Origin of the sequence: Streptomyces neyagawaensis, from assembly GCF_023516595.1 — a bacterium.
GTDB classification, from domain to species: domain Bacteria; phylum Actinomycetota; class Actinomycetes; order Streptomycetales; family Streptomycetaceae; genus Streptomyces; species Streptomyces neyagawaensis.
The window spans coordinates 1-23,079 of sequence record NZ_JAMGBG010000027.1 but is presented as its reverse complement, the minus strand read 5'-3'; the positions used below and the strand labels follow the sequence as shown (position 1 = coordinate 23,079).

General features: G+C 70.6%; 19 protein-coding genes. 7 read left to right on the top strand and 12 right to left on the bottom strand.

The window, feature by feature from the left end; translation table 11 throughout:
- The 4 genes from M8J73_RS13980 to M8J73_RS13965 form a co-directional block, all read right to left on the bottom strand.
- A complete protein-coding gene (locus M8J73_RS13980; RefSeq protein ID WP_055537529.1) occupies positions 1–273 on the bottom strand; it encodes an acyl carrier protein in 273 nt (90 codons plus the stop codon).
- Between the two features lie 61 nt (positions 274–334).
- Positions 335–1,744, bottom strand: a complete 1,410-nt coding sequence (locus tag M8J73_RS13975; RefSeq protein ID WP_055537517.1) for a class I adenylate-forming enzyme family protein — start codon at positions 1,742–1,744, stop codon at positions 335–337.
- Positions 1,745–1,749: 5 nt separating this feature from the next.
- Entirely contained in the window at positions 1,750–2,955 is a 1,206-nt protein-coding gene (locus tag M8J73_RS13970) for a 3-dehydroquinate synthase II family protein (protein ID WP_055537516.1), read from the bottom strand.
- On the bottom strand, positions 2,952–3,794 hold the full coding sequence (locus tag M8J73_RS13965) for a 2-amino-3,7-dideoxy-D-threo-hept-6-ulosonate synthase (RefSeq protein ID WP_079054700.1): 843 nt from the start codon (positions 3,792–3,794) through the stop codon (positions 2,952–2,954). The genes M8J73_RS13970 and M8J73_RS13965 overlap by 4 nt, the downstream gene beginning before the upstream one ends.
- Before the next feature lie 481 nt (positions 3,795–4,275).
- On the opposite strand from M8J73_RS13965, the gene M8J73_RS13960 reads away from it, so the two are divergent.
- Positions 4,276–5,223 (top strand): NHL repeat-containing protein, encoded by a 948-nt coding sequence (locus M8J73_RS13960; protein WP_063799168.1) that lies wholly within the window; start codon positions 4,276–4,278, stop codon positions 5,221–5,223.
- A gap of 40 nt (positions 5,224–5,263) precedes the next feature.
- On the opposite strand, the gene M8J73_RS13955 is transcribed toward M8J73_RS13960, so the two are convergent.
- The 3 genes from M8J73_RS13955 to M8J73_RS13945 all read right to left on the bottom strand — a co-directional run bounded on the left by M8J73_RS13955 (position 5,264) and on the right by M8J73_RS13945 (position 7,946).
- Entirely contained in the window at positions 5,264–6,370 is a 1,107-nt protein-coding gene (locus M8J73_RS13955) for an amidohydrolase family protein (protein WP_055537514.1), read from the bottom strand.
- A 58-nt stretch (positions 6,371–6,428) separates the two neighbouring features.
- A complete protein-coding gene (locus M8J73_RS13950; RefSeq protein ID WP_055537513.1) occupies positions 6,429–6,791 on the bottom strand; it encodes a hypothetical protein in 363 nt (120 codons plus the stop codon).
- Between the two features lie 198 nt (positions 6,792–6,989).
- Complete coding sequence (locus M8J73_RS13945; RefSeq protein ID WP_055537527.1) at positions 6,990–7,946, bottom strand: heme o synthase; 957 nt, start codon at positions 7,944–7,946, stop codon at positions 6,990–6,992.
- A 373-nt stretch (positions 7,947–8,319) separates the two neighbouring features.
- Between M8J73_RS13945 and tkt the strand changes: the two genes are divergently transcribed.
- Genes tkt through pgl form a run of 5 tightly spaced genes read left to right on the top strand, consistent with a single transcriptional unit; the run spans position 8,320 to position 15,138 of the window.
- The gene (gene tkt / locus M8J73_RS13940; protein WP_055537512.1) at positions 8,320–10,407 is read left to right on the top strand and encodes a transketolase; all 2,088 of its coding nucleotides are present in this window, start codon (positions 8,320–8,322) and stop codon (positions 10,405–10,407) included.
- A 33-nt stretch (positions 10,408–10,440) separates the two neighbouring features.
- Positions 10,441–11,559: a transaldolase gene (gene tal / locus M8J73_RS13935; RefSeq protein WP_055537511.1), complete on the top strand. Its 1,119-nt coding sequence runs from the start codon at positions 10,441–10,443 to the stop codon at positions 11,557–11,559.
- Positions 11,556–13,088: a glucose-6-phosphate dehydrogenase gene (gene zwf, locus M8J73_RS13930; RefSeq protein WP_372503945.1), complete on the top strand. Its 1,533-nt coding sequence runs from the start codon at positions 11,556–11,558 to the stop codon at positions 13,086–13,088. The genes tal and zwf overlap by 4 nt, the downstream gene beginning before the upstream one ends.
- A complete protein-coding gene (gene opcA / locus M8J73_RS13925; protein WP_055537509.1) occupies positions 13,085–14,356 on the top strand; it encodes a glucose-6-phosphate dehydrogenase assembly protein OpcA in 1,272 nt (423 codons plus the stop codon). Before zwf ends, opcA begins: the two co-directional genes overlap by 4 nt.
- Positions 14,356–15,138, top strand: a complete 783-nt coding sequence (pgl, locus tag M8J73_RS13920) for a 6-phosphogluconolactonase (RefSeq protein WP_055537508.1) — start codon at positions 14,356–14,358, stop codon at positions 15,136–15,138. The genes opcA and pgl overlap by 1 nt, the downstream gene beginning before the upstream one ends.
- Before the next feature lie 116 nt (positions 15,139–15,254).
- Here the strand turns inward: pgl and M8J73_RS13915 are convergent, their stop codons facing one another.
- The 3 genes from M8J73_RS13915 to M8J73_RS13905 all read right to left on the bottom strand — a co-directional run bounded on the left by M8J73_RS13915 (position 15,255) and on the right by M8J73_RS13905 (position 18,115).
- The gene (locus tag M8J73_RS13915) at positions 15,255–16,262 is read right to left on the bottom strand and encodes a COX15/CtaA family protein (protein WP_055537507.1); all 1,008 of its coding nucleotides are present in this window, start codon (positions 16,260–16,262) and stop codon (positions 15,255–15,257) included.
- A 70-nt stretch (positions 16,263–16,332) separates the two neighbouring features.
- The gene (locus tag M8J73_RS13910; protein WP_055537526.1) at positions 16,333–17,049 is read right to left on the bottom strand and encodes an ABC transporter permease; all 717 of its coding nucleotides are present in this window, start codon (positions 17,047–17,049) and stop codon (positions 16,333–16,335) included.
- 142 nt (positions 17,050–17,191) lie between these two features.
- Positions 17,192–18,115: an ABC transporter ATP-binding protein gene (locus M8J73_RS13905; protein WP_055537506.1), complete on the bottom strand. Its 924-nt coding sequence runs from the start codon at positions 18,113–18,115 to the stop codon at positions 17,192–17,194.
- A 289-nt stretch (positions 18,116–18,404) separates the two neighbouring features.
- Here M8J73_RS13905 and M8J73_RS13900 point away from each other — a divergent pair, with 289 nt between their 5' ends.
- Positions 18,405–19,319: a glycoside hydrolase family 16 protein gene (locus tag M8J73_RS13900; RefSeq protein WP_055537505.1), complete on the top strand. Its 915-nt coding sequence runs from the start codon at positions 18,405–18,407 to the stop codon at positions 19,317–19,319.
- Between the two features lie 25 nt (positions 19,320–19,344).
- On the opposite strand, the gene M8J73_RS13895 is transcribed toward M8J73_RS13900, so the two are convergent.
- The gene (locus M8J73_RS13895; RefSeq protein WP_107423919.1) at positions 19,345–21,441 is read right to left on the bottom strand and encodes an ATP-binding protein; all 2,097 of its coding nucleotides are present in this window, start codon (positions 21,439–21,441) and stop codon (positions 19,345–19,347) included.
- On the bottom strand, positions 21,438–22,928 hold the full coding sequence (locus tag M8J73_RS13890; protein WP_206187781.1) for a glycosyltransferase family 2 protein: 1,491 nt from the start codon (positions 22,926–22,928) through the stop codon (positions 21,438–21,440). Before M8J73_RS13890 ends, M8J73_RS13895 begins: the two co-directional genes overlap by 4 nt.
- Between the last annotated feature and the right edge of the window lie 151 nt (positions 22,929–23,079).

Below are 23,079 nucleotides of genomic sequence, written 5' to 3'. Positions count from 1 at the left end.
TCATGCCTTCGCACCGCGTCGGACGACCTCGGAGACCAGTCCACCGAAGGTCAGGGAGGCCAGGGGCTCGATGTCGGTGTCCGGGATCTCGACGCCGAACCGCGCCTCCATGCGCAGAGTGAGTTCGATCAGGCTCAGCGAGTCCAGTTCCAGCCCGCCGACAGTCACCGGGCTGTCGTCCGTGATGCCGTCGCGGCTCATGAGGATGTTCATCTCGTCGATGACCGTCGTCAGGACGAACTCACGGATCGCGTCTTCCAGGGCTATGGACATGCTCATGGGTATCTCCGGGGGGAAAAGTCATACGGAAACGGAGGGAAAGTGCCCTGCCGTGTCAGGCGTCTGTCGTGGTTCCACGTAGGTGCGCGGCGTGGCGGACGAGCTTGCCGTTGGCGGTGCGCGGCAGGGCCTCCATCAGCCGGATCACCCGGGGGAGCTTGTAGTCGGCCAGCCGTTCGCGGCACCAGCGCAGCAGTTCCTCGGCGGACGGCTGCCGGTCCCCGTCGGTGACCGCGACGTAGGCCTCGGTCACGTCCTCGTGGACCAGGACCGCCTGCTCGACCGCGGGATGCTCGCGCAGCACGTTCTCGACCTCGATGAGGTCCACTTTCAGGCCACCGATCACGACGAGGGAGTCGGCGCGGCCCTGTACCCGGACCGTGCCGGCGGTGTCGATCGTGGCGCGGTCCCGGGTGTGCAGCCAGCCGTCGGCGTACTGGGCGCCGCCCGAGTCGAAGAGGTACGGCGACTCCTCCAGCGCGACGTCGAGTTCGCCCTTGTGCGCCCGTACCACCACACCCGGTGCCGCGCGGCCGACCGACGGCCGCAGCGTGCCGCGGGTGTCCATGGCGACCACACCGGTCTCGGTGGTGCCGTAGGACTCGCCGACGGGCACGCCGTAGGTCTCGGTGAAGCGCGCGGCGACCTCCGGGGGCATCAGCTCGCCGCCCGACACCGCGATCCGCAGCTCGGGCAGTGCGGGCGGATCGACGGCGGCGGCGAGCAGCTCGTAGTGCATCGGCACGCCGAACAGGGCGGTGATCCGGTGGTCCACCGCGGCCGCCAGGATGTCGCGGGCCGAGACCCGGGGCGCGAAGACCACGGAGACACCGGCCGCGAGGGAGTGCAGCAGCCCACCGACCAGACCGAAGCTGTGCGCCGTCGAACTGAGCAGCAGCAGCCGGTCGCCCCCACCCGGCATACCGGGGATCCGGGTGAACCGCTCCACCTCGGCGGCGAGCGACCGGGCGGTCCTGCCGATCACCTTCGGCCGTCCCGTGGAGCCCGAGCTGAACTGGACCAGCCGGTGCCCGGTGGTGGCCGGTCTCCCGGTTCTGTGGCACTCGGTGGCGACCTCGTACTCGGGCCGGAAGCCGAAGGCCGCCCGGACGTTGGTACCGGCGCTGACCATGAACTGTGGCCGGCAGGAGACACAGAGCGCCTCCACCTCGGCCGGTTTGAGCCGGAAGTCGAAGAGCATCACCTGGGCGCCGAGCCGCCACAGCGCGAGCAGCACCTCGACCTGGGTGAAGCTGGGCGGTGTCCGCAGTCCCACGGTGCTGCCCGGACCGATGCCGTATCCGGCGAACACCGCGGCCTGCTTGGCCACCCGTTCCCGCAACTCGCCACGGGTCACGGTGTCCTGGCGGTGTGTCAGATACGGCAGTCGGTCGTCCTCGGCGTCGAACAGCCGCTGGAGCAGGGAACTCATCCCGTCCTGCGCTTCCGCTGCAGGCTCGCCCATCCGGCTCAGACCTCCTTGCAGAACTCGCCGATGGGAAGGCCCACATGGCGCTTGTCCGTGGCCAGGTAGCCGAGCAGTTCGTCACCGGTCTGCAGCTCGGTGACGTTGAGGACCTTCCCGCCCGGGCCGAGCACCCGTACGTGCCAGTCGTCCTGCACAGTCAGGCTGACCAGCCGTCCGTCCTCGGCGTGGGTGCGGATCTCCAGGAGCGGCCGGGACTCCAGCTTGGCGCGGCCGACCACGACCCGCCGGGTACGGCCGTCGGCGCCCACGGCCAGCAGGGCGCTGCCGGAGCCGACCTCGCTCAGGTAGTTGGTGCGGTTGTCGGGGCCGAGCGTGTACGAGTGCAGGGCTCCCGCGTTGACCCGGAACGGCCTGGTGGGCATGTACGGCAGCGGGTGGGTCTCGCTGCAGCACAGGACGAACCCGGAGGAGTACGAGCCGACGAGGATGCCCTCGTCCTCCTCGAAGTGCGAGCAGGTGTCCACGCAGACCCGGTCGCCGAGCCCCACGTGCCGGATGCTCTCCACGGTCAGCGTGCACAGCTCCAGCTGGGGCGTGGTGGCCTCCAGCAGCCGTGCCAGGGCGAACACGTCGTCGGCGCTGCGGGGCGTGAAGAGGATGCCGTCCGAGCCGCGCTCCAGCACGTCGAAGACGATGGCAGCCTCTTCCAGGTCGCCGACCACGGTCACCAGCTTGCCCTCGGCGGACTCGGCCGCGGCGAGGACGATCTCCAGCGGGATCTTGGTCGGGTCGGCGAAGTGGATGACGGTGTACGGCAGCACCATGGCGCCCGCGCACGACAGCCGCAGGGTGCGGTCGTCCCGTACGTCGATGAAGCCGGCGACGGGCGTGGCCCCGGTGGCGCGGTTGTCCGCGGCGAGAGCGTCCAGCTGATCCTGGGCGGTGAACGTCCGCAGCAGGACGTCGATTCCGGCGTCGGCCGAGGATCCGGTCGCGGCAGAGGGCTTGGCGTCGGAGGCGGGCCTGGTCTCCTGCTGCTCCTTGTCGCCCTTGGCGCCGGGCTTCTTCGCGGCGGTAGGGGCCGGGCCCCCGGGGACCAGCACCCGGGTGACGGTCGGTGGCAGCGTCGCGAGCAGCTCGGCATCGGCGGCCAGCACCCCGGCCATCCGGGTGTGGATGGCCGCGTCGACCACCGCCTGGAGCTGCGGCCGGGGGACTTCACGGAGATCGATCCACGCGAACCTCATACGACACCTGCCACAAAAGTCGAGTAGTTAGTCATGTTCATGTCGTTAGCCTGGCTGTCCGCGCCGCCGGCCCTGCCGGCATGCGTCCCGTGGACGACCGCGGCGAGCCGGGACACCAGGGAGGCGGGGGAGGGGGACGAGAAGATCCGCCGGCCGACGGCCAGCCCCGCGCAGCCGGCGGCCATCACCGCGGCGCCGTACTCGATGAGGTCCGATCCGTCCGGAGGCCCGCCTGCCGCGAGGACGGGAATGGGGCTGTGGGCGACCACTTCGGCCATCCGGTCGATCGGCAGGGTGACGGAGGTCTTCACCATGTCGGCCCCCAGGTCCGCGGCCACATTGACCAGGTGCGCGAGGAGGGCGGGATCGCGGGGGTTCTCGATGCGGGGGCCCCGCGGATAGATCATCGAGATCAGCGGTATGCCCCAGGTGTCACAGGAGCGGGCCACCGCCCCGAGATCGGCGAGCTGCTGCCGCTCGGTGTCCGACCCGATGTTCACATGCACGCTCACCGCGTCCGCGCCGAGCCGCACGGCCTCCTCGACATCGCCGACCAGCACCTTGGCGTCGACATCGGCGGAGCAGGCGGTACTGGCGCTCAGATGCACCACCAGGGCGCAGTTCTGGAGGATGTCCGGCGGAAGGGTGCGGGCGCGTCCCTTGTGGACGATGATCCCGTCGGCCCCGCCGGTCACCAGCGCCCGCAGCAGGTCGTTCCACTGACCCGTGGGGACGACCGGGCCGTCCGAGACGCTGTGGTCGAGGGGGACGAACAGGTGCCGGTCGTCGCCCGCCAGCGACAGTCTTCTTAATCTCAATGGCTTGCCAGTTCTCAGCATGGGTAATGAGCCTTCCGCGAGGCCGCATTTCGGAAAGCCGAAAGCGGTCGTCCCGCTGCGGTCTGCATGTCCGAAAATAGAGGGTTGTAGAACTTTCAAGTTCCGCCCCGGCACAGCATTCCGTGCGTGATCGGCTGTTGGCAAGGCGTAATCGCGTGTGAATTTTTATACAGTAAACGGAAAGAATATTGACAGCTGCTTGATAGCTTGCTCGGGGTTGACGCTGTCGATGGGTCGTGTTCGTGGGTAGTTATGCGGTAAGGGGGGAGGTGGTTGTTGCGGAGGGTCTGGGTGACCTATGGAGAACTGTCCGGTTCCATAGGGGTGTGCATGCTTTATTTCTCTTGCGAGGGGTGAATGCCCTCGGGTCTGAAATAAGGGTTGCTTATTTAGGTGGGCCTTCCTTGTGGGAATTGAATTCCCGGGCCTAGGGTGACTGGCGCACTCCGGACAAGCCGTCTCCGTGCCGAAGAGGTCCCAGATGACGACAGAAGAAGGGGCCGCGGCCGCCCGGCCGGCCCGCTCACCGCGTCTTTACGCTCTCGATGTCGTCCCGGGCGGCGTGCACCGCATAGACCCGGACGACGGCACCGTGACGGACATAGCCCTCGGTATCACGGAGGCGCCGGACGGCATCGTGGTGGACGAGGTCGAGGGCTATGCGTACATCACGCTCATGGGAACGCCGGACACACCGCCCCAACCCGGCGCGGAGCCACCGTTCACCCAGCGCAACGGCTCCGTCCAGCGCGTGCCCCTCGCAGGGGGCGCCCCGCAGATCGTCGTCCCGCGTGGCACCTTCACCACCGGCAAGCAGCTCACCACGGACCCGGCGACCGGACGGCTGTACTGGTGCGACCGGGAGGGCCGCGGCGTCTACCGCGCCGAGCGGGACGGCTCCGGACTGACAGCCCTCATCCTGACCGCCGGTCACGGGCCGACACGCGCCGAGGAGGAATGCGTCGGCATCGCGGTCGACACGGTGCGTGGCTGGCTGTACTGGACCCAGAAGGGTCCCAGTGACGGCGGCAGGGGCCGCATCCTTCGCGCCGGGCTCGAACTCCCGGCAGGAACCTCGCCCGACGACCGCGACGACATCGAGACGCTGTGGGACGGGCTTCCCGAGCCCATCGACCTCGAGCTCGACCCGAACGGCCAGGTTCTCCACTGGACCGACCGCGGCGCCGGCCCGCTGGGCAACACCCTGAACCGCGCTCCCGTACCGCCGCCCGGACGGCGGGGCGACCCGCCCACGATCATCGCCGGCGACTTCCACGAGGCGATCGGACTGGCCGTCGACCACGCGAACGGCACCGTCTATGTGTCCGACCTCTCGGGCGCCGTGTACGGGATCACTGTCGCGGACGGTGACAAGTGGCTCGTCACGAAGTTCCCCGGCCCGGTCACCGGACTCGCACTCGTGCGCTGAACCCCCAGGTCCGGGCAGCTGTACCAGCCCGTACGGCCGCCTACTCCAGTCCGTACACCCGTCGCGCGTTGTCCGCCGCGATCAGTGCGGCCACGCGCTGCGCGTCCGTCAGGGACCAGGCGCCCTCCGCGACCCAGGTGCCCAGTACCCGGGCCAGCGCCTCGCGGAAGAGGCGGGCGCCGACGACGTGCAGCTCGGGCAGGCCGTGGGCGCCGCTGGAGAACAGGAGCTTGCCGAAGGGGGCGAGTTCGAGGACCTCGGCGAGCACGGCGGGGGCACGCGCCCCGGTGCGGACGAGTTCGGCGCCGAGGTCTGCGTAGACGTGCGGGAAGACACCGGCGAGGTGGGCGGCGTGGCGGTGGTACGGGTAGCCGTGCAGCAGGACCAGGTCGGTGCCGAGGCCGGCCGTGGCACGGACGAAGTCGGTGAGCAGGACGGGGTCCGTGCGGTCGATGCGCAGGCCGGGCTCGCCGAGTCCGGCGTGGAGCTGGAGGGGGCGCCCGGAGGCGATGGCGATCCACAGCAGATGACGCAGGAGCACCTGGTCGGTGAGGGTCCCGCCGACGGGCCGGTGCGCGAGCCAGCGTCCGGCGGCCCCCCGCACCTCCCCGGGGCCGGGCGGCTCGGGTGCGAGCGCCAGACCGTGCCGTACGCCCGCCACCGAGGCGAAGGCCACGGCGTGCGCGGCGGCCCCGTGCACCGACTCGGCGAGATTGGCGAGGAACGACTCCACGGTGCCGGAGGTGTCGGCGACCTGTTCGGCGAGGAGTTCGAGCCGGACGATCTCATGGGCGTCCGCGTCACCCGTGGAGGCCATCTCGCCGGGCCCCGTGAGATCGCCGGGCAGCCCCGTGTCGACGAGGTAGGTGGTGATGCCGCTGCCCCGCAGCAGTCGGCGGCCCGCCTCCAGGACGCCCAGTTCACGGCGGCGGGCGAGATAGCGGGCCGGCGGGCAGTGCGGTTCGAGGCCCAGCAGGGGCGGGCACCAGCGGCGCACGGCGAAGCCGGTCTGGGTGTCGAAGTAGGTGGTGCCTGGCGCCGGTGGTCCCTCACCGCGGGCGAGGTGGGCCTCGAACGTGCCGAGGCCCAGCTCCGTTCTCAGTACGCCGTGGCAGTACTGATCCACGAGGGACGGCGTTTCGATCATCCGGACTCCCCGTCGCTGGACCGGTGTGCTCCCACAGGTCCTAACGGGTGAGTCGGGCTCAGGTGTTGCTGTTGGCCGGTCCGCCGACCTGGATTCCGGCCATCCGCGACCACTCGTACGGGCCGGTGCGCACCTTGGCGGCGAACTCGCCGTCGAAGTCCTCGTGCACGGTGACGCCGGCCTTGCGCACGGCTTCCTCGGCGATGGCGTGGGTGGCGGCGACGAGGTCGCCCCAGCCGCCGTCCTCGCCCACGAGGACGATGCGGGAGCCGCGCTCGCCGATGTAGGCGACCTGGGCCTCGGCGCCACCGTGTGCCTTCGCGAAGGCGCCGATCTGCTTGGCGAGCTTGGCCGCCTGGCGCTCGGCCTTGGCTGCGGCCTTGGTGTCCTTGGCCTCGTCGGGCTGCTTCGTGTCTGCCATGGCTGGATGCTACCGATGAGTAGGGCGGTGCTGCGACGGTGGGGGCCAGTGGGGTTGGCCACTCGCCGTCGTGCGTCGCGGTGAGGGGCGCGTGCGGGTGCGTTGTGCTCGTTCGCGCCCGCGCGGCGGAGCCGCGGATGGGTACAGCCCCGCGCCCCTTGGCTGCGCTGCTGCGGACGTCTCTGCAGGGAGGGACCCTCAGCGCAGGAAGGGGTCCACCGCCACGGCCACGAAGAGCAGGGAGACGTACGTGATCGACCAGTGGAAGAGGCGCATCTCCTTGAGCTTGGCGCCGGTGGCGCCGCTCTTCGCGCGGTTCTGGAGGGCGTGGGCCTCCCAGAGCCACCAGCCGCCGGTCACCAGGGCGACCGTCGTGTAGAACCAGCCGGTGTAGCCGAGGGGCGTCAGCAGCAGCGAGACGGCGACCATCACCCAGCTGTAGAGGACGATCTGGCGGGCGACGACCCTGTTGGAGGCGATCACCGGCAGCATGGGCACGCCGACGCGGGCGTAGTCGTCCTTCACCTTCATGGACAGCGGCCAGTAGTGCGGCGGGGTCCAGAAGAAGATGACCAGGAAGAGGATCACCGCGGCCCAGGACATCGAGTTCGTCACCGCGGACCAGCCGATGAGGACCGGCATGCAGCCGGCGATGCCGCCCCACACGATGTTCTGCGCCGTACGCCGCTTGAGGATCATCGTGTAGACGACGACGTAGAAAAGGAGCGCTCCGAGCGACAGCCACGCGGACAGCCAGTTGACGAGGACGCCGAACCAGGCGGTGGAGACGACGGCGAGGGTGATGCCGAAGACCAGGCCCTCACGCGGGGTGACCATGCCGGTGACGAGGGGGCGCTGCGAGGTGCGCTCCATGAGGGCGTCGATGTCACGGTCGATGTACATGTTGAGCGCGTTGGCGCCGCCCGCGGAGAGGTAGCCGCCGATACAGGTGGCGAGGACCAACCAGAGGTCGGGCACGCCCTGCTCCGCGAGGAACATCACCGGAACGGTGGTGATCAGCAGCAGTTCGATGATCCTCGGCTTGGTGAGGGCCACGAACGCCTTGACGCGGGCCCCGAACGGCCGCTGACCCCGGATGCTGCTCGTGCTGTTCGCGCCCAGCACTCCCGGTGGACGGGATTCGACGGCCGTCACGCACACCCCTGACAGAGACTCCCAGCGAGCACCACGGATGTGAACTCCCCGTAACGGCTCGCGCGTACCACGCCACTGTAGACGTTGCCCAGAGCCAGCCTTTCAAGGGGGTCGGGTCGTGTTGGACGGCCTGCCCGGACGAGCCGAACACACTTCGGTTGAGCAGTCGGATGAGCGGCTGCGTATTCAGATGTCGAGCGACCGAACCCGCTGGTCTCACCATGCGGAACGACCGGTCGGGAGGCGGATCCGGGACGGTCCCGGCAGTCTGGAATGACTCGAAAAAATGCGCGTTGTTACGGGGGTAGGCTCGACTGCGGCCGGCGCCCCGAGAACGCCGGCACCGGACATGTGAGAGGAGCCCTGACCCAGGGTGAGCACCAAGCCGACCACTACAGACCTCGCGTGGACCGAGTTGGACCAGCGGGCCGTCGACACCGCCCGCGTCCTGGCCGCCGACGCCGTACAGAGGGTCGGCAACGGCCATCCGGGTACGGCCATGAGCCTCGCGCCCGCGGCGTACACCCTCTTCCAGAAGGTGATGCGCCACGACCCCGCCGACCCGGACTGGGTGGGCCGTGACCGGTTCGTCCTGTCCGCCGGCCACTCCTCCCTGACGCTGTACATCCAGCTGTACCTGGGCGGCTTCGGTCTGGAGCTGGAGGACCTGGAGTCCTTCCGCACCTGGGGCTCGAAGACGCCGGGCCACCCCGAGTACGGGCACACCAAGGGTGTGGAGACGACGACCGGGCCGCTCGGCCAGGGGGTCGCCAACGCCGTCGGCATGGCCATGGCCGCCCGCTACGAGCGCGGTCTGTTCGACCCGGAGGCCGCCGTCGGCGAGTCGCCGTTCGACCACCACATCTTCGTGATCGCCGGTGACGGGTGCCTCCAGGAGGGCATCTCCGCCGAGGCGTCGTCGCTGGCCGGGCACCAGAAGCTCGGCAACCTGATCATGCTGTGGGACGACAACCACATCTCGATCGAGGGCGACACCGAGACGGCCGTCTCCGAGGACACCGCCAAGCGGTACGAGGCGTACGGCTGGCATGTGCAGCGGGTGGAGCCCAAGGAGAACGGCGACCTCGACCCGGCCGCGCTGTTCGAGGCGATCGAGGCCGCGAAGGCCGTCACCGACAGGCCGTCGTTCATCGCGATGCGCTCCATCATCGCCTGGCCCGCCCCGAACGCGCAGAACACCGAGGCCGCGCACGGCTCGGCGCTCGGCGAGGACGAGGTCGCGGCCACCAAGCGGGTCCTGGGCTTCGACCCGGAGAAGCACTTCGAGGTCACCGACGAGGTCATCGCGCACACGCGCGGCCTGGGCGACCGCGGCCAGGCGGCCCGCGCCGTGTGGGAGAAGTCCTTCCAGCAGTGGCGGGACAACAACCCCGAGCGCGCCGCCGAGTACGAGCGCGTCGCGGCCGGTGAGCTGCCCGAGGGCTGGGAGGCGCACCTGCCGGTGTTCGAGGCGGGCAAGGGTGTCGCCACCCGCGCCGCGTCCGGCAAGGTCCTCCAGGCGCTCGGTTCGGTGATCCCCGAGCTGTGGGGCGGCTCCGCCGACCTCGCGGGCTCGAACAACACCACGATCGACAAGACGTCGTCCTTCCTCCCCGCGGACAACCCGCTGCCCGAGGCGAACCCCTACGGCCGCACGATCCACTTCGGCATCCGCGAGCACGCCATGGCCGCCGAGATGAACGGCATCGCGCTGCACGGCAACACCCGTATCTTCGGCGGCACCTTCCTGGTGTTCTCCGACTACATGCGCAACGCCGTCCGGCTCTCCGCGCTGATGCACCTGCCGGTGACGTACGTGTGGACGCACGACTCCATCGGCCTCGGCGAGGACGGCCCGACGCACCAGCCGGTCGAGCACCTGGCCTCGCTGCGCGCCATCCCCGGCCTGAACATCGTCCGGCCGGCCGACGCCAACGAGACGGCCATCGCCTGGCGCGAGATCCTCAAGCGCTGGACCAAGGAGTGGGGCAAGGGCGCTCCGCACGGCCTCGCGCTGACCCGTCAGGGCGTACCGACGTACGAGCCCAACGAGGGGGCGGCCAAGGGCGGTTACGTGCTCTTCGAGGCGGAGGGCGGCGACGCCCAGGTGATCCTGATCGCCACCGGCTCCGAGGTGCACATCGCCGTCGAGGCCCGCGAGCAGCTCCAGGCGCAGGGCGTGCCGACCCGAGTGGTGTCGATGCCCTCCGTCGAGTGGTTCGAGGAGCAGGACCAGGGGTACCGGGACAGCGTCCTGCCGCCGTCCGTCAAGGCGCGTGTCGCCGTCGAGGCCGGGATCGGGCTGACCTGGCACCGGTACGTCGGTGACGCGGGCCGCATCGTCTCGCTGGAGCACTTCGGCGCTTCGGCCGACGGCAAGGTGCTCTTCAAGGAGTTCGGTTTCACCGCGGAGAACGTGGCCGCCGCCGCGCAGGAATCGCTCGCGGCCGCCCAGCGCTGACGCTCACATACGACACGTAGGAGATGTAATTCCATGACAGACGCACTCAAGCGCCTCTCCGAGGAAGGCGTGGCGATCTGGCTGGACGACCTGTCGCGCAAGCGCATCACGTCCGGCAACCTCGCCGAGCTGATCGACCAGCAGCACGTCGTGGGCGTCACCACCAACCCTTCGATCTTCCAGAAGGCGATCTCCCAGGGTGACGGCTACGACCAGCAGCTGTCGGACCTCGCGGCCCGCAAGGTGACCGTGGAGGAGGCCATCCGCATGATCACGACGGCGGACGTCCGTGACGCCGCCGACATCCTGCGCCCCGTCTTCGAGGCGACCGACGGCCAGGACGGCCGGGTCTCCATCGAGGTCGACCCGCGGCTGGCGCACCACACCAAGCCGACGGTCGCCGAGGCCAAGCAGCTCGCCTGGCTGGTGGACCGCCCCAACACCCTGATCAAGATCCCGGCGACGATGGGCGGCCTGCCGGCCATCACCGAGGTCATCGGCCTCGGCATCAGCGTCAACGTCACGCTGATCTTCTCGCTGGAGCGCTACCGCCAGGTGATGGACGCCTACCTGGCCGGTCTGGAGAAGGCCAAGGAGCGCGGCCTCGACCTGTCGAAGATCCACTCGGTGGCGTCGTTCTTCGTGTCCCGCGTGGACACCGAGATCGACAAGCGCCTCGACGCGCTGGGCACGCCCGAGGCCAAGGCCGCGCGCGGCAAGGCCGGCGTCGCCAACGCGCGCCTCGCCTACCAGGCGTACGAGGAGGTCTTCAGCGGCGAGCGCTGGGCGGCCCTGGAGAGCGCGGGCGCGAACAAGCAGCGTCCCCTGTGGGCCTCGACCGGCGTCAAGGACCCGGCGTACAAGCCCACCCTGTACGTCGACGAGCTGGTGGCGCCGAACACGGTGAACACCATGCCGGAGGCCACCCTGGAGGCCACCGCCGAGAGCGGTGAGATCCGCGGCAACACGATCGCCGGGACCTATGAGCAGGCCCGTGCCGACCTGGACGCGATCGAGAAGCTCGGCATCTCGTACGACGAGGTCGTCCAGCTGCTGGAGGACGAGGGCGTCGAGAAGTTCGAGGCGTCCTGGAACGACCTGCTCAAGTCGACCGAGGCGGAGCTGAAGCGCCTCGCACCCTCGGAGGGCTGAACACCTTGTCGAGCAGCAATCCGCTGCGTGACGCCGCGGACCGACGGCTCCCGCGTATCGCGGGGCCGTCGGGCCTGGTCATCTTCGGTGTCACAGGCGACTTGTCACGCAAGAAGCTGATGCCTGCCGTGTACGACCTCGCCAACCGCGGACTGCTGCCGCCGGGCTTCTCGCTCGTCGGTTTCGCGCGCCGTGAATGGGCGCACGAGGACTTCGCGCAGGAGGTCCACGACGCGGTCAAGGAGCACGCCCGCACCCCCTTCCGCGAGGAGGTCTGGCAGCAGCTCATCCAGGGCATGCGGTTCGTCCAGGGCACCTTCGACGACGACGTGTCGTTCGAGCGGCTGCGCGACACGATCCAGGAGCTGGACAAGGCGCAGGGCACCGGTGGCAACTTCGCCTTCTACCTCTCCGTGCCGCCGTCGGCGTTCCCGGTCGTGATTCAGCAGCTGAAGAAGCACGGCCTGGCCGACCAGTCGAGCGGTTCCTGGCGGCGCGCGGTCATCGAGAAGCCCTTCGGCCACGACCTGAAGTCGGCCGAGGAGCTCAACGCGATCGTCCACGAGGTCTTCGCCCCGGACCAGGTCTTCCGCATCGACCACTACCTGGGCAAGGAGACCGTCCAGAACATCCTGGCGCTCCGCTTCGCCAACACGATGTTCGAGCCGATCTGGAACCGGTCCTTCGTGGACCATGTGCAGATCACCATGGCCGAGGACATCGGCATCGGCGGCCGCGCCGGCTACTACGACGGCATCGGCGCCGCCCGTGACGTCATCCAGAACCACCTGCTCCAGCTGATGGCGCTGACCGCGATGGAGGAGCCCGCCTCCTTCGACGCGGACGCGCTCGCCGCGGAGAAGACCAAGGTCCTCGGCGCGGTGCGGCTGCCGAAGGACCTGGGCCGCGACACGGTGTTCGCGCAGTACGCGGCCGGCTGGCAGGGCGGCGAGAAGGTCATCGGCTACCTCGAAGAGGACGGCATCGACCGCAAGTCGAAGACCGACACATACGCCGCGATCAAGGTGGAGGTCGACAACCGCCGCTGGGCGGGTGTGCCGTTCTATCTGCGGACCGGTAAGCGCCTCGGCCGCCGGGTCACCGAGATCGCCGTGGTCTTCCAGCGGGCGCCCCACTCCCCCTTCGACTCCACCGCCACCGAGGAACTCGGCCAGAACGCGATCGTCATCCGCGTCCAGCCCGACGAGGGCGTCACCGTCCGCTTCGGCTCCAAGGTGCCGGGCACCTCGATGGAGATCCGGGACGTGTCGATGGACTTCGCGTACGGCGAGTCGTTCACGGAGTCCAGCCCCGAGGCGTACGAGCGGCTGATCCTCGACGTCCTGCTCGGTGACTCGAACCTCTTCCCGCGCACGGAGGAGGTCGAGCTGTCCTGGAAGATCCTCGACCCGATCGAGGAGTACTGGGACAAGCACGGCAGGCCCGCCCAGTACCAGGCCGGTACCTGGGGCCCCGTCGAGGCGGACGAGATGCTCGAGCGAGACGGACGGAGCTGGCGCCGGCCATGAAGACAGACCTCACGGACACCACCGCCAGCAAGATCAACAAGGCGCTCGTCAAGGCCCGCCGCGCGATCGGCACCCCGGCCGTCGGCATGGTGCTCACGCTGGTCATCGTCACGGACGAGGAGAACGCGTACGACGCGCTGAAGGCCGCCAACGACGCGTCCCGCGAGCATCCCTCGCGCACGCTCGTGGTCATCAAGCGGGTCTCGCGCGGCCCCCGGGACCGGACGAAGTCCCGCCTCGACGCCGAGGTGCGGGTGGGCGCGGATGCGGGCGCCGGCGAGACGGTCGTCCTCCGGCTGTACGGCGAGGTCGCGGACCACGCCCAGTCGGTGGTGCTGCCGCTGCTGCTGCCGGACGCGCCGGTCGTGGTGTGGTGGCCGGTCACCGCGCCGCTCGACCCGGCCCGTGACCCGCTGGGCGCGCTCGCCCAGCGACGGGTCACCGACAGCTACTCCGCCGAGAAGCCGATCGACGAGCTGCGGGCCCGCGCCGACAACTACGAGCCCGGCGACACGGATCTCGCCTGGACGCGGATCACCCCGTGGCGTTCCATGCTGGCCGCCGCGCTCGACCAGGTGGACTGCGAGGTCATCTCCGCGGAGGTGCACGGCGAGCAGTACAACCCGAGCGTGGAGCTGCTGGCGATGTGGCTCGCGGACCGGCTGCACGTCCATGTGCGGCGCGGGGTGTCGGCGGGCCCGGGCCTGAACGAGGTGCGGATGCTGACCAGCACCGGCCCCATCCGGCTGTACCGGCCCTCCGGTGGTCTCGCCCTCCTCACGCTGGAGGACCAGCCGGACCGGGCGGTGGCGCTGAAGCGCCGCGAGACGTCCGAGTTGCTGGCGGAGGAACTGCGCCGACTGGACCCGGACGACACGTACGCCTCGGCGCTGCGGTTCGGGGTGGACCGGCTGGGCGGCTCCGCGGGGAGCGCGCTGCCGGGCGGGACGACGTCCGAGACGGCGTCGGCTCCGGTGTCGGCTTCGGCGTCGGGTGGGGGCGCGGCTTCTCCGGGGGGCGCCGGGTCGGCCCTGCCCTCGGGAAGCACGTCGTCCTCGGCGGCGGATGCCTCCGGTGCGGGCACGGCTTCGACGGCCGCCTCCGGTGGGGCTTCCGGCTCGGCTTCCGCGTCCGCTTCGAGTTCGGCGTCGGCGTCGGCTTCCTCGTCCGCTTCGGTGGCCCTGCCGGCGTTGGCGGCCGGTGATGACGGCGAGGGCGAGCGGCCCACGCCGGCGCAGATGCCGCCCGTGAAGAAGGCGGCCTCGTAGTGAGTACTCCTCAGCTGGTCGTGCACCGCGACAAGGAGCTGATGGCGCAGGCGGCGGCCGCCCGGCTGATCACCAAGGTCGTGGACGCGCAGGCCTCGCGCGGCTACGCCTCGGTGGTCCTCACCGGGGGCCGCAACGGCAACGGTCTGCTCGCCGCGCTGGCGGCGGCGCCCGCGCGGGACGCCATCGACTGGGGCCGCCTGGACCTGTGGTGGGGTGACGAGCGGTTCCTGCCCGAGGGCGACCCCGAGCGGAACGTCACCCAGGCGAGGGAGGCGCTGCTGGACTCGGTGCCGCTGGACCCGAAGCGCGTGCACGCGATGCCCGCGTCGGACGGGCCGTGGGGCACCGATGTGGACTCGGCGGCCGCCGCGTACGCGGAGGAGTTGGCACGGGCGGCCGGGCCGGAGAACCACGGTTCGGTGCCGACGTTCGACGTGCTGATGCTGGGCGTCGGCCCGGACACGCATGTGGCGTCGCTGTTCCCGGAACTGCCGGCCGTACGGGAGACCGAGCGGACGGTCGTCGGGGTGCGGGGCGCGCCGAAGCCTCCGCCCACTCGGGTCACCCTGACGTTGTCGGCGATCCGGGCGGCGCGGGAGGTGTGGCTGCTGGCGGCCGGCGAGGACAAGGCGCGGGCGGTCGCGATCGGCCTGTCCGGCGCCGGTGAGATCCAGGCGCCGGTCGCGGGCGCGTACGGAAGGGCCCGCACGCTGTGGCTGCTGGACGCGGCGGCGGCGTCCCAGCTTCCCCGCTCGCTGTACCCGCCGGCGTCGCCCTGACCCCTTGGGTGGGGGCTGCCGCCCCCACCCACCCGCTTCGGCCCTGAAGGGGCTCGTCCTCGAACGCCGGAGGGGCTGGATCACCCAGCCCCTCCGGCGTTCGCGCGCGGGGGCGCCTACGCCCGCGTGGCCACTCTCTCCGCCGGCGGTCCCGGTACGTCCGCCGTGGCCTCCGGTCGCTCCCGCAGGGACAGCAGGACCCTCAGGGTGGCGATCCACACCAGGCAGGAGCCGAGCATATGGGCGCCGACCAGGACCTCGGGAAGGTCGGTGAAGTACTGGACATAGCCGATGACGCCCTGCGCGAGCAGGACCAGGAACAGGTCCCGGGTCCGGCGCAGCGGGTCGCGGGGCGCGTCGACCGCCTTGAGGACGAACCACAGGGCGAAGGTCAGCGTCACCACGATCCACGCGAGCACGGCGTGCAGCTTGGTGACCGTCTCCCAGTTCAGCGGGATGCGCTCGACCTCGCTGGAGTCACCGGCGTGCGGACCCGCGCCGGTGACGACCGTGCCGACCGCGATCAGCAGCACCGTGACGCCCACCAGGATCCACACCAGCTGCCGCACCGCCGTGCCGACCAGCGGACGCGGGGCGCCCTCACCCTCCCGGGTGCGGTGCCACATCACCGCGGCGACGGCGATGAGCGCGGTCGACAGCAGGAAGTGCGCGGCCACCGTGTACGGGTTGAGGCCGACCAGCACGACGATGCCGCCGAGGACCGCGTTGCCCATGACCACCCAGAACTGCGTCCAGCCCAGCCGGGTCAGGTCGCGCCGGTACGGCTTCCGGGAGCGCGCGGCGATGATCGCCCAGCCGACCGCCGCGCACAGCACGTACGTCAGCATGCGGTTGCCGAACTCGATGACGCCATGGACGCCCATCTCGCGTGTCGCGGTGAGCGAGTCGTCGGTGCACTTGGGCCAGGTCGGGCAGCCGAGGCCCGACCCGGTCAGCCGCACGGCGCCACCGGTCACCACGATGACCACCGCCATGACGAGGGCGGCCAGGGCTGCGCGCCGGACCGTCCGGGGATCGGGGGTCCAGCGGTCGGCGATGAAGGCGAGCGGGTTGCGCGCTGCGGAGACGAGGTCGTCGCGGGTCACGTTCGGCACGCGCACCATGGTAGGCCGCCGCTTGTGCACGCGTTCACGAGGGGGCGCACCGCTCCCGGACCACCGCTGTGACCTGCTGTTACTCCCAGCGGAAGAACCGGGCGGCCGCGCCGAGCCCGAGCACCGCCCACACCGCGAGGATCCCGAGGTCCGCCCACGGCATCCCGGCGCCGTGCTGGAGGACGTCGCGCAGTCCGTCGGAAAGCGCCGCGATCGGCAGCAGCCCGAGCACGCTCTGCGCCGCGTCGGGGAACTTGTCGAGGGGCACCACGACGCCGCCGCCCACGAGCAGCAGCAGGAAGACCAGGTTCGCGGCGGCGAGCGTCGCCTCCGCCTTCAAGGTGCCCGCCATCAGCAGACCGAGGCCCGAGAAGGCCGCCGTGCCGAGGACCAGGAGCAGCAGGACGGCGAACGGGTTGCCGTGCGGGGACCAGCCCATCGCGAACGCGATCACCGTCAGCAGGACGACCTGGAGGGCCTCGGTGACCAGTACGGACAGCGTCTTCGCGGCCATCAGGCCCCAGCGGGGGAGCGGGGACACCGCCAGCCGCTTCAGGACGCCGTAGCGGCGTTCGAAGCCGGTGGCGATGGCCTGCCCGGTGAACGCCGTCGACATCACGGCGAGCGCGAGGACACCGGGTGCCAGGAAGTCGACGGCCTCGCCCTTGCCGGTGTCGACGATGTCCACGGACCCGAACAGCACCAGCAGCAGGGTGGGGATCACGACCGTCAGCAGCAGCTGCTCGCCGTTGCGCAGCAGCATCTTCGTCTCCAGGGCCGCCTGCGCCGCGATCATGCGGGGCAGTGGGGCGGCGCCGGGCCGGGGCGCGTAGGTACCGCTGGTGGTCACGAACGCAGCTCCTTGCCGGTCAGTTCCAGACTGTGCCTTCCCGGGGGACGACCCCCGGACCCCCAGCCGATCCGCTTGTGGGCCCGGATCATGTGCGCAGCTCCTTGCCGGTCAGTTCCAGGAAGACGTCTTCGAGGGTGTGCCGTTCCACCGAGATCCGGTCCGGCATCACCCCGTGCTGGGCGCACCAGGACGTGACGGTCGCGAGGAGCTGCGGGTCGACCTTGCCGGTGACCCGGTAGACGCCCGGGGTCAGTTCGACGGCGCTGGAGTCGGCGGGCAGCGCCTTCAGCAGGGAGCCGACGTCGAGGGCGGGGCGCCCGGTGAAGCGGAGGGTGTTCTCGGCGCCGCCGCGGCACAGCTCCTCGGGGGTGCCCTGGGCTATGACCCGGCCGGCGTCGATGATCGCGACGTCGTCGGCGAGCTGCTCGGCCTCGTCCATGTAGTGCGTGGTCAGGATGACGGAGACCCCGTCGGCGCGCAGGTCCCGGACGAGGTCCCAGGTGGCGCGCCGGGCCTGCGGGTCGAGGCCCGCGGTCGGCTCGTCGAGGAAGACCAGCTCGGGGCGGCCGACCACGGCCATCGCCAGGGCGAGCCGCTGCTGCTGTCCGCCGGACAGACGGCGGTACGTCGTACGGCCGCAGCCGCCGAGGCCGAGGCGCTCGATGAGGGCGTCCACGTCGAGCGGGTGGGCGTGCAGCTTCGCCACATGGCGCAGCATCTCGTCGGCGCGGGCGCCCGAGTAGACGCCGCCGGACTGCAGCATGACGCCGATCCTCGGCCGCAGCTCGGCCGACTGCCCGACCGGGTCGAGGCCGAGGACGCGTACCGTGCCGGAGTCCGGCTTCCGGTACCCCTCGCAGGTCTCGACCGTGGTCGTCTTACCGGCCCCGTTCGGGCCGAGCACGGCGGTCACGCCCTCCCGGGCCACCAGGTCGAGGCCGTCCACCGCGGTCTTCGTGCCGTACCGCTTCACCAGGGCCTGGATCTGGACCACGGGCTCACATCGCATGGCCCCGAGTCTAGGGAGGCGCTCGCCGCCCGAGACCGGCGGGTGGGTGCGCTCCCCGTCCGCAGCCCTTCGCGAGCGCTCCTTCTCCGGGCGGCCGCGCCGCCGGGGCCAGGGGTTTTCGTGCCGGGCGCACATCGGGGCGAGAACAGCGATCTCGCGCGTTCTGGGCTGTTCGGGTGAAGCGGTCCTGTCTCGCATATGCCGATCTTCTGACGGTGCTTCACTTGCCATGGTCTGCCCCGGGCGACAAGTGGACCCCTTCTCCCTTCCCCTGAAAGGCAGTTGACCCGTGATCGGACGTTCCTCGCTCACCCGGCTCAGAGCCACGGCCGCACTCGTCGCCTGGGGCCTGCTGTGCACGGTCCTCGTGGTGCTGCCCGCCCCGCGTGCCGTGGCCCAGCCCGTGGTCGGACCGCAGCTCTTCGACGACCTGAACTACAGCACCCACCTGGATCCGCTCCTCGTCCAGCGCGGCTGGACCCTTCGGTCCGGCCAGGGCGGACCCGGCGTGCCCGGCGCCACCTGGCTGCCGCAGAACATCACGTTCGCCACCGAGTCCGGCGCCTCCGTCATGACGATGCGTTCCGGCACCAACGGCACGGCGGTCGGTACCGAGCACACCGAGATCTACCAGCAGCGCAAGTTCCTGCACGGCACCTATGCGGCGCGGGTGCGCTTCAGCGACGTGCCGATCTACGGACCGGACGGCGACCGCATGGTGCAGACGTTCTTCACCATCTCGCCGCTGAACTACTCGATGGACCCCGCCTACAGCGAACTCGACTTCGAGTACCTGCCCAACGGCGGATGGGGCATCCCCGGCAGCGCGCTGCTCGCCTCCTCCTGGGAGACGTACTCGGAGGACCCGCCCCAGGAGGAGCACGTCACCACCCAGGAGCGCGCCGGCTTCTCCGGTTGGCACGACCTGGTCATCACGGTCGACGGTACGGCCGTCACCTATTACATCGACGGCCGGTTCTTCGCCACGCACACCGAGCCGTATCTGCCCGAGTCGACGATGAGCATCCGCTTCAACCACTGGCTGATCAACCTGACGGGGATCAGCAGCCGCAAGAAACGGGCGTACGAGCAGAAGGTCGACTACGTGTACTTCGCCCAGGACCAGGTGCTGAGCCCCTCGGAAGTGGAGGCCGCGGTGGCCGACTACCGGTCGCGGGGGGTGACCTTCGAGGACACCGTCTGAGCGGCCGGCGGATGACGGGGCGGTCTCAGCAGGAGGCCGCCCCGTTCTCGCCGGTGATCGGAAACCGGGCGGTGAAGGTGGTGCCACGGCCCTCCTCGGAGCGCACCTCCATCTCGCCGCCGTGGTTCGCCACGATGGTGTGGACGATGGTCAGCCCCAGACCCGTGCCCGGAATGGCCGCGTCGGTGGCGTTCGAGGCCCGGAAGAACCGCTGGAACAGCCTCTCCTGCTCGGCCGCCGGAATGCCGATGCCGTTGTCGCTGACGGTGAGGACCGCCTCTCCGTTGCGGGCGTCGGCACCTACGGTGACCTTCCCGCCCTCCGGGGTGAACTTCACGGCGTTGGACAGCAGGTTCATCAGGACCCGGTCCAACTGGTCGCCGTCCGCCTCCAGGACCAGGGGGCCAGAGGGGCAGTGCGTCTCCAGGGTCACCGAGGCGGTTTCGGCGGCCGGGCGGATCGCGTCGGCTGCCGACGCCACCAGACCGTGCAGGTCCACCGGCTTCTTCATGGAGCCGAAGGTCCCCGACTCGATACGGGAGAGAGTGAGCAGATCCTCGATGAGCGCCCGCAGGCGGTTGGCGTTGCGGTCGACGACGTCCAGCATCCGCCGCTGCGGCGGGGTCAGCGACCCGGTCTCCTCGTCCTTCAGCAACTCGACGTAGCCCACGATGCTGGTCAGCGGGGTGCGCAGCTCATGGGAGACGGTGGACAGGAAGTCGCTCTTGGCTTTGTCCAGGGCACGCAGCTTCTCGACGAGACGCGTCTCCTTCTCGTACAGCAGGGAGGTGTGCAGCGCCCGGCCCACACCGCTGGCCATCGACTCGGCGATCTCCACCTCCACCGGACGCCAGGCGCGGCCGCTGGTGCGGGCCACGCACACGGCGCCGATGGGTTCCTCGCCGACTCCGATCGGTGTGACCACCGCCGACTCCAGGCCCAGCGCCGCCGCGGCGGCGCGGTTCTCGGTCGGCATGCCGACCTTTCCGAAAGAACCCGGGGCGCCCGCGATCGGCGTGTTGGCGGACAGATACCGGGGCAGGTCGGCGACCAGCCAGACCGTTCCCCGCCGGTAGTGGTCGCGGACCACGTCCGCCGGGAGCGACGGTATGGCCCGGGCCTCCGCGTCGGGCAGCAGACCCCGCTCGGCCGACCACACCCGGGCCAGGGGGAAGGCGGAGCCGCCCTCCTCGGCGAGCAGGACGAAGACGTAGTCGGCGGCGAGGATCTCGCCGATGCCGCCGCACGCGGAGTCGAGGACGTAGTCCACGTCGAGGCGGTCCCTGATCCGGATGCCGAGTTCGCGCGCCGCCTGCGACAGGCTCGTGCGTTCCCGCTCGACCCCGCGCAGCCGGTCGCTCTCGTCGGCGAGCACGTTGACCGACCGCGCCACCGCCCTGATCTCCTCCGGCCCCGTCTCCCGAGCCCGAGCCGAGTGCTCGCCCGCCGCCAGCCGGCCGAGCGTCTGAGCGGTGCTTCTGAGCGGCCTGGTCAGGGCGCGAGTGGTGTGCACGGACATCAGGACGGCCACCCCTCCGCCCACGGCGAGCAGGACGCCGATGCCCACGATGCTGGTCCGCAGGATCGTGTCGGCCCGCGCCTCCAGCCGGTTCATCTCACGGGTGAGGCTCAGCTCGAGACGCCGGTTGGTGGCGTCGAAGGTTGCGAACCGCCGGGCTGCCTGAACGGTCAGCCGGTTCGCCTCGTCGCTGCCGGGAGTGGCCTTCGCCTGGCGGTCGGCGACGGTCACATAGGCACGTAGCTCTCGGTGCTGCGCCGACAGGTTCCGCCGGACCGCACTGGTGGTGTCCCGGCGGGCGGCGGCAAGGGCGGCGAAGGACTGCTCACGTGCTCGTTCGTAGCCGACGAGCTCCGTCTCGTCGCCGGTGAGGAGGTAGGTGCGTACGGCACGGTGCATGCGGTTCGCGCGTTCGCGCACGCGCAGGTTCTCCCGCACCTCCGGCTCCAGTTCGGTGAGGACCCGACGCTGCAGCCCGTTCGCCATGGAAGTGACGGTGAGCGCCCCCGCCCCGACGATCAGCAAAAGTGTGATCAGCAGTGCGAAGGTCAGGGTGAGCCGGCGTGCCACGCGGACGCCGTGCCGCTGTGGGGCCGCCCTCATGCCCGCTCCCCGCCTTTCCGGATCTGCTCGGAGCCGAATCCACTGCGTGCCATCGAGCCCCACACCTGCGGCGCCCGGTTCAGCACGTCCCACATGCCCCGCAGCCGCCACCACGCCGTGAACTGGCGGTAGCCGACGTTCTCGACGACGACACCGACGAAAGCGCCCCACACGTCACGCCAGCGTGAGAACCGGTGGTACGCGTACTCCTCCACCGCGACCGACACCAGGCTGACGATCATGGCGTAGACATACGCGGCGAGCAGGAAGCGCCCCAGGAAGGCCACGTCGACCGCGCCGAGCAGGACACCGAGGGGCACCAGGACCAGCCCGGCGAGCTCCACCAGCGGCGCGGCCAGCTCGAAGATCACGTAGAACGGAATGGCGATCGTCCCGACGCGGCCGTACCGCGGGTTGCCGATCATGCGGCGGTGCTTGAGCAGGATCTCCGCCAGCCCGCGCTGCCACCGCCGCCGCTGGCGTCCCAGGACCCGCAGCTCGGAGGGCGCCTCGCTCCAGGAGATCGGCTCCGTGACGAAGACGATGCGGTAGTCGCGATTCCCACGGCCTCGTTCCCGCATGTGCCGGTGGAGGCGGACGACGAGCTCCGCGTCCTCGCCGATGCAGTCCGGGTCCATCCCGCCCACCGCCACCACCGCATCCCGCCGGAACAAACCGAAGGCCCCGGCGATGATCAGCAGTCCGCCGACCCTGGACCATCCCGTCCGGCCGAGGAAGAAGCCGCGCAGATACTCGACGACCTGCACCCGGCCGAGGAGGTCGGTGGGGACGTGCGCCTCGACCACGCGTCCCGCCTCCACGGTGCAGCCGTTGGCGATCCCGACCACACCTCCGGTGGCGATCACCCGCAGCGGATCGTCGCTGAACGGTTTGGCCACGGCGAGCAGCGCCTGCGAGTCGAGGATGGAGTCGGCGTCCACCATGCACAGCAGCGGGTACCGGGCCAGGTTGATCCCGACGTTCAGCGCGTCGGCCTTGCCGCCGTTCTCCTTGCGGGCCACCACCAGCGGCACCGGACCGCCTCTGGGCAGATGCAGCGAGACGACCGGGCCCCGCATGGGGACGTCCTCCGGGACGGCATGGTCCACCTCGGCGAGGTCGAAGGCTTCGGCGAGGGCATCGAGGGTGCCGTCGGTGGAGCCGTCGTCGACGACGATGACCTCGAAGACCGGGTAGTGCAGCAGCAGCATGGCCCGTACGGCCTCCGTGATGCCCGCCGCCTCGTTGTACGCGGGCATGATCACCGAGACGGGCGGGGTGAAGGGGCTGACGGCGGCGTCCTCGTGCCCCGCGAAGGGCTCCCGGCGCATTCTCCTGGCGATCTCCCCGAGGGCGAGGAGGTTGAGCACCAGATGCCCGGTGTTGAGGGCCACGAAATAGAGGATGACGGCGGTGTCGCACACCGCGATCACGTCGTACAGGGCACCCAGCGGTCCCTCCCGGCCCCCGATGGCCGTGAAGTTCACAGACCCACCTCCACCAGGACGTCATGGCGTATGCCGCCGACGGCCGCCTCCGCGAGCACGGCCCTGGCCTGGGCGGCCGCCCGCGCGTCCGGGCGGTCGCCGACGGCCCCGCGCAGCGCCGCCTCGCCCGCCGGGCCGAGTCGCAGCAGGG

Bases quoted from the DNA above. Each gene is read 5' to 3' on its own strand.
- M8J73_RS13980 (WP_055537529.1), bottom strand. From the start codon at position 273: ATGTCCATAGCCCTGGAAGACGCGATCCGTGAGTTCGTCCTGACGACG.
- M8J73_RS13975 (WP_055537517.1), bottom strand. From the start codon at position 1,744: ATGGGCGAGCCTGCAGCGGAAGCGCAGGACGGGATGAGTTCCCTGCTC.
- M8J73_RS13970 (WP_055537516.1), bottom strand. From the start codon at position 2,955: ATGAGGTTCGCGTGGATCGATCTCCGTGAAGTCCCCCGGCCGCAGCTC.
- M8J73_RS13965 (WP_079054700.1), bottom strand. From the start codon at position 3,794: ATGCTGAGAACTGGCAAGCCATTGAGATTAAGAAGACTGTCGCTGGCG.
- M8J73_RS13960 (WP_063799168.1), top strand. From the start codon at position 4,276: ATGACGACAGAAGAAGGGGCCGCGGCCGCCCGGCCGGCCCGCTCACCG.
- M8J73_RS13955 (WP_055537514.1), bottom strand. From the start codon at position 6,370: ATGATCGAAACGCCGTCCCTCGTGGATCAGTACTGCCACGGCGTACTG.
- M8J73_RS13950 (WP_055537513.1), bottom strand. From the start codon at position 6,791: ATGGCAGACACGAAGCAGCCCGACGAGGCCAAGGACACCAAGGCCGCA.
- tal (WP_055537511.1), top strand. From the start codon at position 10,441: ATGACAGACGCACTCAAGCGCCTCTCCGAGGAAGGCGTGGCGATCTGG.
- opcA (WP_055537509.1), top strand. From the start codon at position 13,085: ATGAAGACAGACCTCACGGACACCACCGCCAGCAAGATCAACAAGGCG.
- M8J73_RS13915 (WP_055537507.1), bottom strand. From the start codon at position 16,262: ATGGTGCGCGTGCCGAACGTGACCCGCGACGACCTCGTCTCCGCAGCG.
- M8J73_RS13910 (WP_055537526.1), bottom strand. From the start codon at position 17,049: ATGATCGCGGCGCAGGCGGCCCTGGAGACGAAGATGCTGCTGCGCAAC.
- M8J73_RS13905 (WP_055537506.1), bottom strand. From the start codon at position 18,115: ATGCGATGTGAGCCCGTGGTCCAGATCCAGGCCCTGGTGAAGCGGTAC.
- M8J73_RS13895 (WP_107423919.1), bottom strand. From the start codon at position 21,441: ATGAGGGCGGCCCCACAGCGGCACGGCGTCCGCGTGGCACGCCGGCTC.